Genomic DNA, 12031 nt, shown 5'->3' with positions numbered 1-12031 from the left:
CTACGACAGCACACGGTCGAGTGCCGCCCGGCCTGCGGGTCCCCAGGTCGGCTTGCCGCCTGGAAGGCCCCGGTCCCCGTTCCGGCCGATCAGCATGAGGACCAGTCCCTTCAGGGCGGCCAGGCCGCGGGCGCGCCGGATCGTCCCCTCGTCCGCCTGCGCGTAGGCGGCGAAGAAGCGTGCGGCGGCGCCGGCGGGGAGGATGACCCATGCGGCCGCGAGGTCCCAGGCCGGATCGCCGGCGAACATGTCACCGAAGTCGATCACCCCGGAGAGCGTCCCGTCCGAGACGACGACGTTCGCGGGATGCAGGTCGCCGTGCACCCACAGCGGCGGTCCCGCCCACTCGGGTGCCGCGACGGCGTCGTCCCAGACGGCCCGGACCTCGTCGGCGAGGTCGTCGGGGACGACGGCGTGGAAGAAGTGGTCGAACCCGTCCGAGCAGTTCTTGGGGTGGTCGCCGCGGTCCGCGCTGACCGGCGCGTCGTCGGGCGCCGCCACGTGGAGTGCCGTGAGGAAACCCGCCAGGGCGTCGGCCGCGTGGTCGCCGCGGCTGAGGGAGGTGTGGTCCAGCGGCTCGCCGGGGACCCACGTCATGATGGTCCAGGGCTTCGGGAAGCGCGCGGACGGTGCACCGGTCCGTACCGGGCCGGGGACCGGGAGCGGCAGGCGCGGGGCCAGGACGGGCAGCCACCGGCGCTCCGTGCGCTGGAGATCCGGGGCACCGTCGGTACGCGGCATGCGCACGGCCAACTCGTCCCCGAGGCGCCACACGTGGTTGGTCCACCCGCCCGCCACTTCGCGGAGGGCCAGCCCCGCGAGGTCCGGGTGCTGCTCCGCCAGCAGGTCGTGGACCAGGTCCGCGGTGATCTCGGTCTCGGGGTCGGTCATGCGGAGCCACAGTACCGGTGGCAGCCGCCGATGGCTCCGCCCGTGACCCGCCGGACAGCCCCCATGCCCCAGCTGCGGGGGGTTGCTCGCGGCTGGCGGTCAGCCGGTGGAAGGATCGGGGTCGTGGCGACTGCGGCCGGCGATTTCGAGTTGACGATGGACGAACTGCGGGTCGTCGCGCGGTTCGCGGCCGACAGCGCGCAGGACGTCCTCCCGGTGTTCGAGGACGCCGTGCCCGGTGACCGTCGTCCGCGGGCGGCCCTCGACGCCGCGTGGCAGTTCGTCGAGGGCGCGAAGCGCACCGCGCTGCAGCGCGTCACCTCGTTGGACGCGCACCGCGCCGCGCGGCAGGCCACCGGCGAAGCCGCCCGGCTCGCGGCGCGCTCCGCCGGTGACGCCGCCTCCGCCGCCTACCTGCACCCGATCGCGAAGGCCACGCAGGTGGGGCACATCCTGCGGGCCGCCGCGAGTGCCGCGCGCGTCGCCGAGCTGACCGCGGGTGAGGATCCGGCGGTCGGCGAGCTGCGGATCGAGCAGGCGCGGCTACGCGCCACACCGGTCCTGGTCGACGTCCTCCGGCGGTATCCCGCGGCGCCCACCGCCCGGAATCGCGTCGGGCAGCTCATGCGCGGTTTGGACGCCGCCCTGCGCGCCTCCGGCTGACGGGTGGGCGGGTCAGGAGCCGTCGCGCCGTCCCGGTGCGAACGCGCTCTGGGTGGTCAGCCCACCGTCGATCACCAGGAGCTGACCGGTCGTGTAGCGGGACTCGTCCGAGGCCAGGTGCACCATCGCGTGACCGATGTCCGCCGGTTCCCCGATGCCGCGCAGCGAGGTGTTGCGCCGGATCTCGTCGACGACCTCGGTGGGCAGGTTGTCCCGCAACGCGGGGGTCATGGTCGCTCCCGGCGCGATCGCGTTGCAGCGGACTCCCCTGGGCCCGTACTGGGTGGCGATGTAGCGGGTGAGGCTGATGACCCCGGCCTTGGCCGTCCCGTAGGCGCACTGCACCGCATCGCCCTGCACCCCGGCGACCGAGGCGGTGTTGATGATGGAGCCGCCGCCCGCGGCGATCATGTGCGGTATCGCCAGCCGCGAGGCCACCACCGTGCTGCGCACGTTCAGGTTCATCACCCGGTCCCACTCGGCGAGGTCCAGGCTCAGCAGGTCGGTGTCCTTGCTCGGGTCGCTGCCGCCGACGTGGTTGCACAGCACGTGCAGCCCGCCGAACTCGGCGATCGCCTTGTCGATCATCGCCGCGATCGAGTCCTCGTCGAGGACGTCGACGGTCGTGGCGACGGCGTTGCCGCCGTCCTCCCGGATCGTGCGCGCGAGGTCGTCCACGCACTCCAGGTCCAGGTCGGCCAGCAGCACGCGGGCGCCTTCGGCGGCCATCAGCCGGGCGGCGGCGGAACCGATGCCGCCGGCGGCCCCGGTGATGACCGCGGTCTTGTCGTCGAGCCGGTGCATGGGTGCGTCCTTCCGGGTCATCGGGCCACGTTCGCGGCCGGGGTGGAGGGGGTGCCACCGGGCGCGCCGGTGGGGTGCCTGGGGATCAGGGCGGCCAGTCCGATACCGGCCAGCGCGGCGACGATGGCGAGCACGAAGGTCAGCCGGAAGGCCTGCTCGGTCGGCACCTGGGCGGCGCCGAGGGACGTGGTCATCCGGGCCAGGACGACGCTCATCACCGCGCTCGACGTGGAGGTGCCGATGGAGCGCATCAGCGCGTTGAGCCCCGTGGCCGCCCCGCTTTCGGTCCGCGGCACCGAGGCCATGATCAACGTGGGCATGGTGGAGTAGACGATGCCGACCCCGGCGCCGGTGATGAGCGACGACAGCACGATCTGCCACACCTCGTCCATCAGCAGCAGCCCGAAACCGTATCCGCAGGCGATGACCAGCAGGCCGGCCATCAGCCCGGTGCGCGGTCCCCGGCTGGCCGAGATCCGGGCCGAGACCGGGGAGAGCGCCATCATCACCAGACCGGCGGGCGCCAGGGCGAGCCCGGCGGCCAGCATGGACTGCCCGAAGCCGTAGCCGGTGCTCGGCGGTGCCTGCAGCAGCTGCGGGAACGTCAGCGACATCGAGTACATCGAGAAGCCGACCAGCACCGAGGCCAGGTTGGTGAACAGCACCGGCCGGGAGGCCGAGACCCGCAGGTCCACCAGGGGTTGCGGGGAGCGCAGTTCGACCACCGCCCACCCGAGCAGGATCAGCGCGGCGGCGGCGAGCAGCGCCACGGTGACCCCGGCGCCCCAGGCGCTGCCCTGGATGATCGCCAGCATCAGGCAGCCCAGCCCGGCCGTGAGCCCCAAGGCCCCGACCACGTCGAACCGGCCCGGGGTGCGCACCGGGGATTCGGGGATCAGCAGCACGACGAGCACCAGGCACGCCGCGCCGAGCGCGCTGGAGAGCCAGAACAGGAGCTGCCAGTCCGCGAACTGGGTGACCGCGGCGGCCAGCGGCAGCCCGAGCGCGCCACCGACGCCGAGCGTGGCGCCCATCAGCGACACCGAGGTGCCCGCCCGCTCCGGCGGCATTTCGTCGCGCAGCATGCTGATCCCCAGCGGGATGGCACCGGTGGCGCATCCCTGCAGGAAGCGCCCGATGATCATCGGGGCCAGCGAGTCGGACAGCGCGCACACGAGCGATCCGGCGACCAGCGCGACCATGCTGGCGATCAGCACGCGGCGCTTGCCGTACATGTCGCCGAGGCGGCCGCTGATCGGGGTGATCACCGCGGTGGCGAGCAGCGTCGCGGTCACCACCCACGACGTCGCGGTCGGCGAGGCGTCCAGCAGCCGCGGCAGCACGGGGATGATCGGCACGACCAGCGTCTGCATGAGCGAGACCACGACGCCGCACGCCGAGAGGATCGCGGTGATCGTGCCGGGCGAGGCACGGGGAAGGACGGTCACGGGATTCCTTTGCTGCTAGCTCGGTTCCGGGGAGCGAGTGGCGGCCGGTGCCCCCGGGTCGGGACAGCGCCGAGGCGAGGTGGCTCCCCCGCTGCCGCGGGGCCGGTGTGCATCGCCGGTCCCCCTCGTGCGCTGCGGCGGATCGCCTGGCGCGACCTCCACCGCGCAACCTTGTGCGCCATACACATCATGTGTAGCATACATATCGGGTTCCGCCACGCGGCGGTGACGAGGACAGCGAGGAGTGCACCGTGACGCAGGACCGGTACATCGACGATCTGGAGCGCGAGCTCCTGCTGTTCTCCCGGCACCACCTGTCCCTCAAGCAGTCCCGCCCGGGTCAGCACCTGGAGCGCTCGGCATACCTGCTGCTCACGCGCCTGGAGACCGACGGGTCGATGTCGCTGCGCGAACTCGCCGAAGCGTTCCGCCTCGACATCTCCACGATCAACCGCCAGGTCGCGACGCTGCTCAAGAACGGGCTCGTCGAGCGGTTCGCCGACCCCCAGGGGGGCATGGCGCGCAGGCTGCGCCCCACGGGAGCAGGGCTGGACCTGCTCGCCGCCGACCGCGAACGCAGCCGCGAAGGCGTGGCCATGGTCGTCACCGACTGGCCGCAGGAACGCATCGCCGCCTTCGCCGAACTGCTGACCAGGTTCAACATCGACATCGAGGCGCTGGAGGGCAACCCCTGGCCGCGCGACCGGGACGCGCGGGACTGAGAATCCGCGGTGCGGTGCCGATGCCTGGGCGGGTGCCTACCCGCCGTGCACGATCTGGATGAGGTTGCCGCAGGTGTCGTCGAGGACCGCTGCGGTGACCGGGCCCCTCCGCAGCGGCTCCTGGGTGAACCGGACCCCGAGGCCACGCAGCCGGTCGAACTCCGCGGGCACGTCGGCCACGGCGAAGGAGGCGACCGGGATCCCCGGAGCACGCTCGCCCCGCTGTCGGACGAACACCTCGAGCACGAGGCCGAGCCCGGCCGATGAGTTCCGGCGCCACCGGATGTCTGCACGGGTGGACCCATCCGCACCACCGGGAGGACAGGATGACGACGCACGCGGTCGGGACGCGCGAACAGTGGCGAGCCGCCTACGAACAGCAGCTGGCCGAGGAGAAGGAGCTGACCCGCCGGGCCGCCGAGCTGGCCCGGCAGCGCCAGGAGCTGCCGTGGGTGCGGGTCGACGAGCAGTACCGGTTCGACACCACCTCCGGTCCGCGCACGCTCGCCGAGCTGTTCGACGGACGCTCGCAGCTGATCGTGCGGCACTTCATGCACGGCCCGAACACCCCGGAAGGCTGCCCGGGCTGCACCTTCGAAACCGACAACCTGATCGGCGCGGTGCCGCACCTGGCGCGCCGGGACGTGACGTTCCTGCTCTCCTCGCGCTCGCCGCTGCCGGTGCTCACCGCGTACAAGCAGCGGATGGGCTGGGACGTCGAGTGGGTTTCCTCCGGCCGCAGCGACTTCGACGCCGACTTCTTCTCCTACATGCACGTCCCGACGCCCCACCGGGACTACGGGTCGGGCAGCGGCAGCATGCTCGAGGTGATGGAGCTGATGGCGCTGAGCTGCTTCGCGCTGGAGGACGGGATCGTCTACCACACCTACTCGACCTACGATCGCGGCACCGAGGCGCTGAACGCGACCTGGCAACTGCTCGACCGCGCACCCCGCGGCCGCGGCGAGGACTTCTCCGACTGGCCGCGCAAACGCGACGAGTACCCCGCATAACGGGGGCGGGGCCGGGTGGCGCGGTGCCTTCGCCGCCGGAGCCGGACGCTGCCGTCCACCCGCTCGCCCCGGGGCCGGGTGGCGCCGCGACGCCCGGCCCCCGGGGAACGACAAGGTTTGAGCAGCAGTGGTACCGGGTCCTCGGTCAGTGCTCTGCCCCGGCTCTTGTGGCTGTGGCTGATGGGGTTGAATGCCGGGCGTGCCGGTGGAGTTTGTGACCGATGAGCAGGTAGCCCGGTTCGGCTGCTTCGACGAGGCACCGCCGCAGGCGGAGCTGGAGCGGCTACGACGCGGGCCGACGCGGGTGTCCGGCCGGAGCTCGACCGAGGCGCCGCACCGGGCCTCGGCGTCGTCCGGGCTGGGCCCACTGCGCGTTCTCCTCCCCGCGGGCGAGGGGGACGAAACGTGAACGTACGGCCGCTGCGCTTGCCGGACGACGTCGAGGCGCTGTCGCACCTGGACGTCATCTCGACCGCGGATACCGTGCTCAACGTCGCAACGACGGCGACTGGGTTCAGCTTCACCGAAACGCCCGTGTCGGTGCCCTCGAGCAAGAACCACGAATTCCTCGCTGACGTGACCAGTGCCGACAGGGAGTGGGCTGATGGCTTCGTCGCCTGCGACGGCGCGAACATCACTGGATTCGCCGCGACCGGCTACTCGCGGTGGAACCGACGTCAGGTGCTGTGCCACCTCTACGTCGACCGTGCCCACCGAGGCCGCGGGATCGCACGCGGATTGATCGAGCACGTGCTGGACCTCGGCCGGGCGAACGGGGCTCGGCAGGTGTGGCTGGAAACGCAGAACACGAACACTCCGGCCGTGCGGGCCTACCAGGCGATGGGATTCGAGATAGTCGGGCTCGATCGCACGCTCTACGACGGCGACGCAGCGCATGAAACCGCGCTGTACCTGGCCAAGCCGTTGGTATCGACGAGCGAGCGCCGTTGAGGACCTCGGTGCCCGTGTGCGCTCACCTGTTCCCGGTCGTCAGCGTCCGCACCCGAGAGGGGGTCGCGCAGATGGTCCTGCAGGATCGGCAGCCACCTGCGGGTGCGCTGTTCGAGCGCTTCCGGCGGCTGTGGACCGGCTTCGAACGCGGCCCAGTCGGAACTGGTGGACCATGCCGTTGAACAGCGACGCGTGCTCGTCCAGCAGCGCGGCCTCCGATCAGACCCCGCGACCGCGTCGGATCGTGCGCGGGATGAGCGGGCGCACGATCCGACGTCGGTGTTCCTCAGCCCCCTAGTCCCCGGCCACCACGGTCGAGGTGAATCCGGTGCTCGTCGGGCGGCGCAGCGGGATGGCGCACCGGGTCCGGCGCAGTACCTCCTTCCTGCTGAGGCCGAGCCCCTCCGCGAGGAGCCGTTCCGGGCGCACCGGTACCGGGTCCGCGAAGACGACCTGCACCCGGACCGGCCACGCCCCTTCCGGCCATGCCGACCGGGCGTCCAGCCGCCAGGCCCCCGTCCAGTCCAGGGCGAAGCGGTTGCGGCGGGCGAGCCGCGGATCCAGCAGCTTGGACGCCACCAGCTCCGGATCGTTGACGCGGTAGCCGCGGAGCTCGACCGGATCGACGGACCGGACCGGCACTCGCTCGTGCACGGTGAGCTTGCTCGTCCGGTCGCAGGATGTGCAGCGGACCAGCAACCACACGTCCAGCAGCTTGCCGTTGGCGTTGACGCGGAACCTGCCCGCGCCGGTGGTGGCCGACCCCGACCGGCAGTCCACGCACCGCAACGACAGCAGGGGCAGCCGGGTCCGGCGAACGACCCAAGGCAGCACGGCATGAGGTGATGAAGACATGAGCTCTCCAGATCTGACACGAGGCCGCTCGCACGCGGCCTCGAACGCCGCATGACCGGGCGCCGACGGGCAGCCCGGCGGAGCCGACGGGACGGTCGGCTCGACGGCGAGCGGGAAAAGGTGTCAGGTCTACAGAGCAGGCGGGGTCACGTGATCTTGTCCTCTGTCCTCACTGCGATGGGGCCGCAGGCAACCTACGGCAACGCGCGAGGAACGACCAAGCGGTTTTCCGCCCGGCACTTCGCCGGCGCTGCAGCGGCCGACGTGCGCGACGGCCCGCTGCTCGGGGGCCCACAGCACGCCGAGGCCCCCGCGGGCGCCCGGGCTCCGGGTTCACCGCGCCCCACACCCGCGGCGCTCACACCTGCGCGCTCAGGCGGGTGGTGCTGCGGCCGACGGTGCACACCAGGGCGAGGAGGACGGCCGCGGTGAGGGCGTGGGGAACCCGGAGCGCGTCGCTGGCGGTGAGCCAGCGCTCCGCGAGGCTCACCAGGCCGCCCCCCGCGGCCATCCCCACCGTCGCGACACCCCACGACGCCGTGCCCGCGGCCGCGTTGACCCGCCCGAGCAGCGCAGCCGGGGTGACCCGCTGGCGCAGCGCGGACACCGACACGGTGTAGAGCAGCACGCACGCGTGGGAGACGAACAGCATGACCGCGACCACCGGCACCACGGGTGCGGCGGCCATCACGAGGTGGCAGATCCCGGTGCCGGCGAGGCCGGTCATGGGCAGCCAGCCCGCGGGCAGGCGCGCGGCGACCCGCCCGCCGAACTGGCCGCCGAGGATCCCGCCGGCGGCCGCGGTGAGCATGAGCAGGCCGAACTGCGCGGACCCCAACCCCAGAGTCGTTCGGGCGAACAGGACCTGGGTGGCCAGGACGGTCGCGTAGGCGAGGTTGAACAGCATCGTCACGCCGACCAGGCGCCGCAGCAGCGGCGAAGCCCGGATCGTCGCGATACCGGCGCCGAACCGGCGCCACCCCGAATCCCGGTCGTCCGCGAGGCGCGGTTCCCGGTGCTCGTCCCGGCACAGGCGGAGGAGCAACGCCGGGACCAGCGCGCAGATCCCGGCGTTGAGGAACAGCGCGGGCGCGGTGCCCGCGGTCAGGACGAGACCACCGGCGGGGCGCCCCAGGAACTCCTGCGCGGTGATCTCCGCCGTGCGGAACTGGCCGTTGGCCGTCTCCAGGTGCCCGCGGGCGACGAGCCGGGGGATCGCCGTCACCGCGGCGGTGTCGTAGAACACCTCGGCCAGACCGAGCGCGAACGCGACGACCAGCAGCGCTTCGAGGGACAACCGGCCGGTGACCGCAACCAGGCCCAACCCCGCCCACAGCAACGCCCGGACGGTCGCCGCCGCGGCCATCGTCGCGAACCGCGGGAGGCGGTCGATCGCAGCCCCGGCGGGGATCGCGGCGACCAGCCACGGCAACCGCCCCGCCGCGGCGACGGCGCCGACCAGGAACGCCTCGTCGGTCACCGTGGTCGTGATCCACGGCAGGGCGATCAGGGCGACCCCGTCGGAGAGGTTCGAGGTCAACGAGGCGCTCCAGAACCGCCAGAACCTGCGCCCCAGGACGGCCGCGGCCACTCGTACTCCCTCCCAGCGACACCGGGGCGGGAAAATAGCAGGCACCGACCGTGCTTCGCCTCCTAATATCCGGCTTCAGCGACCACCGGGAAGCGACGACCGGAAGGAGCCCGATGTGAGCCGGGCGGACGTGATCGCCGTGCTCGCCGAGCACTACGACCTCCAGGTGCACGAGCTCGTTCCGGTCGGCACCGGGGCCGACCTCGCGGCGAGCTTGTGGCGGGCAACCGATCGGGACGGTGGCCGGTTCGCGGTCAAGTGGACCGACGGCGGGTCACCCGCCGGTCTCGTCCTGCCCGCCGCGCTGGACACCGCCCGACCCGGCAGCGCACCCCGACCACTCCCCTCGCGCACCGGTGCGCTGTGGGTCGACACCGCAGGAGGACGTCTGTCGGTCGTGCAGTGGGTCGCCGGCACCAGCGCGCTCGACGCGGACCTCGGGCGCGCGGAGTGGCACGCCCTGGGAGACCTCCTCGCCGCCCTGCACGACCTTCCCCGCACCGCGGAGCTGCGCCGGTGGGTGCCGCGCGAGCAGTTCGACCCGAGCCGGTGGGTGGACCTGTTCGACCGCGTCGATGCCGCGCTCGACGAGCCCGGACCCGCCGACGACCTGACCCGGGAGCTGACCGTGGCGTGGCGGGAACGCCGCGAGGACCTGCGCGCGGTGCGCGAGCGCACCACCCGACTGGGGCGGGCGCTGCGGACCCGGGCCGCGCTCCCGGAATTCGTCCCGTGCCACGCCGACCCGCACCGGGGCAACCTCGTCCGCACCGCCGACGGCGCCGTGGCGCTGATCGATTTCGACGACGCCACCCTCGCACCCCGCGAGCGCGACCTGATGTTCGTCCTCGGTGGCGGCGTCCTCGCCGACCTGCCCGCCACACCGCAGCAGCAGGCGTGGTTCCTCGACGGCTACGGACCGCACGACGTCGACCACGACCTGCTCGCCTACTACCGCGGCGCCCGCGCGCTGGAGGACCTCGCCGAACTCGCCGACGTCGTCCTGGACCCCCGCAGCGCGACCGAGGACCGGCGCACCGGACTCGGCCACGTCACCGGAGTCCTCTCCCCGACCGGACTCCTGGCCCAGGCCCTCACCCCCTGACGCCCACCGGGCGTCCCGCGCCCGTCGCGGGGAAGATCCCAGTGGAATCGTCACGGTGACGTCAGTGCGGCGCGGGGCGGCGGGGTTCTGACCCCACCGCCGGGTCAGGTCGTCACGCGCATCGGCTGGCCGCGGGTGATGACCCGCAGCTCGTCGTAGGTGGTGGAGAAGACGGTGTTCGGGGTTCCCGCGGCCGCCCAGATCACGGCGTGCTCGGCGAGGCTCTCGTCGACCACGGTGCTGATCGGCGCCGGGTGCCCCACGGGTGCCACCCCACCGATGGCCTGCCCGGTGGCCGCGCGCACCTGGTCGGGCGTGGCCCGGGTGATGGGGCCGCTGCCCAGGCGGGCGGCCAGCGCCGCCGGGTCGACGCGGTGGGCACCGCTGGTCATCACCAGCAGCGGGGCGTCGTCGCAGCGGAACACCAGGCTGTTGGCGATCGCGGCGATCGGGCAGCCGAGCGCGTTGGCCGCGTCGGCGGCGGTGCGGGTGGAGTCGGGCAGGTGCCGCACGGTCGAGGTGATGCCCGCCTGGCGGAGCGCGGCGGCGACGGTGCGGCTCGTGGGAGGGAGCTGGTCGATCTCGGGGGTGCTCACCGGGAGGTCCTTCCAGGGATCGTGCGGCCGGAGCGGCGGTGCTGCGGGGCGCCGAGGCACCGCGGTCCGCGGTCGCGGACGGCGGCCACGATACGGCGGGCCATGACCGATCGGCACCCCGCCGCGCAGGGTCATCGGCCGTGCGGCTGCTGCCCTGGTTCTCGTACTCGCGTGGACTGGGCTGGGACCGGCGGGGACGCCCTGGCCGCCGTCGAGCGGTTGGCAATGGGCGGACTGCTTTTGCCATCGGTGAACACCACCCCGGGCGGGCGCAACGGTCATTACCGTCCAGTCGCATGACGGCGGTCACAACCCGTGCGGTCGAATACCCGGCCGACGACCTGACGATGATCGGCTACCTCGCGCTCCCGGCCGGTGCCGAGCGCCGACCCGCAGTCCTGATCGGACCCGAGGGGATGGGGCTCAGCGATGTCGAGCGCCGGCGGGCCGAGGCTCTGGCCGAGCTGGGGTACGTGGCGCTGGCCTTCGACCTCCACGGCGGACGGTACTGGGCAGACCCGGAGGACATGTTGGCCCGTTGCATGCCGCTGCTCGCCGATCCCGGCCGCATGCGAGGAATCGGGCACGCCGCGCTCGACGTGCTCCGTGCCGAATCACGAGCCGACCCCGACCGGACCGCCGCCATCGGCTACGGCACCGGGGGCGCAGTCGCACTGGAACTCGGTCGCGACGGCGTCGACCTGCGCGCGATCGGGACGGTCAACGCGCTGACCACGGGCCGACCGGGCGAGGCGGAACGCATCCGCTGCCCGGTGTGGGCCGGGGTCGGGTCGGAAGACCCGATCATGCCGCCCGCGCAACGGGAGGCGTTCACCGCGGAGATGCAGGCCGCGGGCGTCGACTGGCGCCTCGTGGTCTACGGAGGAGCCCTCCACGCCTTCCACCACCCACCGGTCGACCACACCGCGCCGCCCGGCGTCGGCTACCACCCGCGGCACGCACAGCGAGCCTGGCGCGACATCGTCGCCCTGCTCGCCGAGTGCCTGCCCGTCACGGATCCGATCGGCTCCTGACACTCACCCCTGCCCGCCGCGGCCGAGCAGGATCAGGTCGCGGCCCGCCCGTCACGGCTCTGCGAGAGGTGGAGGTGGAAGTCCTCCCCCGCCGTGACGCCCCCTGGGGTCAGGGCTTGATGAGGACCTTGAGGCTGGTGCGGGATAAACTCGTGGCCCATCCGGGCGGGGCCGTCCGCCGGGGACATCGAACCGTAGGGGTGCAGGTCGCTGCCGCAGATGCAGGAGGCGGTGATCCGCACCAGCGCGTCGGTGGGGTGCTGGATGACCGGGTCCGGGACGTTCTCGACGCGGACGTCACCGGCGCCGTGCATGAGGGTGGCACGCATGGGAGGTGCTCGTCGAGACGACCGCGACC

General features: G+C 72.9%; 14 protein-coding genes. 6 read left to right on the top strand and 8 right to left on the bottom strand.

Annotation, left to right across the window (positions count from 1 at the left end):
• On the bottom strand, positions 1 to 891 hold the full coding sequence (locus tag ABD976_RS22110) for an aminoglycoside phosphotransferase family protein (RefSeq protein WP_345366242.1): 891 nt from the start codon (positions 889 to 891) through the stop codon (positions 1 to 3).
• 123 nt (positions 892 to 1014) lie between these two features.
• Here ABD976_RS22110 and ABD976_RS22105 point away from each other — a divergent pair, with 123 nt between their 5' ends.
• A complete protein-coding gene (locus tag ABD976_RS22105; RefSeq protein WP_345366239.1) occupies positions 1015 to 1554 on the top strand; it encodes a putative immunity protein in 540 nt (179 codons plus the stop codon).
• Positions 1555 to 1566: 12 nt separating this feature from the next.
• Here ABD976_RS22105 and ABD976_RS22100 read toward each other — a convergent pair whose 3' ends face one another.
• Positions 1567 to 2379 carry an SDR family NAD(P)-dependent oxidoreductase gene (locus tag ABD976_RS22100; protein WP_345366237.1) on the bottom strand — a complete coding sequence of 271 codons (813 nt, stop codon included), beginning with the start codon at positions 2377 to 2379 and terminating at the stop codon, positions 1567 to 1569.
• Positions 2376 to 3806, bottom strand: coding sequence for an MFS transporter (locus ABD976_RS22095; RefSeq protein WP_345366235.1), 1431 nt, complete (start codon positions 3804 to 3806; stop codon positions 2376 to 2378). Before ABD976_RS22095 ends, ABD976_RS22100 begins: the two co-directional genes overlap by 4 nt.
• A 251-nt stretch (positions 3807 to 4057) precedes the next feature.
• Here ABD976_RS22095 and ABD976_RS22090 point away from each other — a divergent pair, with 251 nt between their 5' ends.
• Entirely contained in the window at positions 4058 to 4528 is a 471-nt protein-coding gene (locus ABD976_RS22090; RefSeq protein ID WP_345366233.1) for a MarR family winged helix-turn-helix transcriptional regulator, read from the top strand.
• A gap of 36 nt (positions 4529 to 4564) precedes the next feature.
• On the opposite strand, the gene ABD976_RS22085 is transcribed toward ABD976_RS22090, so the two are convergent.
• On the bottom strand, positions 4565 to 4813 hold the full coding sequence (locus ABD976_RS22085) for a VOC family protein (protein ID WP_345366854.1): 249 nt from the start codon (positions 4811 to 4813) through the stop codon (positions 4565 to 4567).
• A gap of 41 nt (positions 4814 to 4854) precedes the next feature.
• On the opposite strand from ABD976_RS22085, the gene ABD976_RS22080 reads away from it, so the two are divergent.
• On the top strand, positions 4855 to 5541 hold the full coding sequence (locus ABD976_RS22080) for a DUF899 domain-containing protein (RefSeq protein ID WP_345366231.1): 687 nt from the start codon (positions 4855 to 4857) through the stop codon (positions 5539 to 5541).
• A 405-nt stretch (positions 5542 to 5946) separates the two neighbouring features.
• A complete protein-coding gene (locus ABD976_RS22075) occupies positions 5947 to 6492 on the top strand; it encodes a GNAT family N-acetyltransferase (protein ID WP_345366229.1) in 546 nt (181 codons plus the stop codon).
• 294 nt (positions 6493 to 6786) lie between these two features.
• Here the strand turns inward: ABD976_RS22075 and ABD976_RS22070 are convergent, their stop codons facing one another.
• Entirely contained in the window at positions 6787 to 7326 is a 540-nt protein-coding gene (locus ABD976_RS22070; RefSeq protein ID WP_345366227.1) for a DUF1062 domain-containing protein, read from the bottom strand.
• A 379-nt stretch (positions 7327 to 7705) separates the two neighbouring features.
• On the bottom strand, positions 7706 to 8938 hold the full coding sequence (locus ABD976_RS22065; protein WP_345366224.1) for an MFS transporter: 1233 nt from the start codon (positions 8936 to 8938) through the stop codon (positions 7706 to 7708).
• Between the two features lie 115 nt (positions 8939 to 9053).
• Here ABD976_RS22065 and ABD976_RS22060 point away from each other — a divergent pair, with 115 nt between their 5' ends.
• Positions 9054 to 10043 carry a phosphotransferase enzyme family protein gene (locus ABD976_RS22060; RefSeq protein ID WP_345366222.1) on the top strand — a complete coding sequence of 330 codons (990 nt, stop codon included), beginning with the start codon at positions 9054 to 9056 and terminating at the stop codon, positions 10041 to 10043.
• Between the two features lie 104 nt (positions 10044 to 10147).
• Here ABD976_RS22060 and ABD976_RS22055 read toward each other — a convergent pair whose 3' ends face one another.
• The gene (locus ABD976_RS22055) at positions 10148 to 10639 is read right to left on the bottom strand and encodes a YbaK/EbsC family protein (protein WP_345366220.1); all 492 of its coding nucleotides are present in this window, start codon (positions 10637 to 10639) and stop codon (positions 10148 to 10150) included.
• Positions 10640 to 10935: 296 nt separating this feature from the next.
• On the opposite strand from ABD976_RS22055, the gene ABD976_RS22050 reads away from it, so the two are divergent.
• Entirely contained in the window at positions 10936 to 11673 is a 738-nt protein-coding gene (locus tag ABD976_RS22050; RefSeq protein ID WP_345366218.1) for a dienelactone hydrolase family protein, read from the top strand.
• Between the two features lie 32 nt (positions 11674 to 11705).
• Here ABD976_RS22050 and ABD976_RS29640 read toward each other — a convergent pair whose 3' ends face one another.
• Positions 11706 to 12002 (bottom strand): alcohol dehydrogenase catalytic domain-containing protein, encoded by a 297-nt coding sequence (locus ABD976_RS29640; protein WP_369774473.1) that lies wholly within the window; start codon positions 12000 to 12002, stop codon positions 11706 to 11708.
• Positions 12003 to 12031 lie beyond the last annotated feature (29 nt).

It is taken from the genome of Saccharopolyspora cebuensis, assembly GCF_039542665.1.
Lineage (GTDB): Bacteria > Actinomycetota > Actinomycetes > Mycobacteriales > Pseudonocardiaceae > Saccharopolyspora > Saccharopolyspora cebuensis.
Note: the sequence above shows the minus strand (reverse complement) of the source record. Positions and strands in the feature narration are given on the sequence as shown.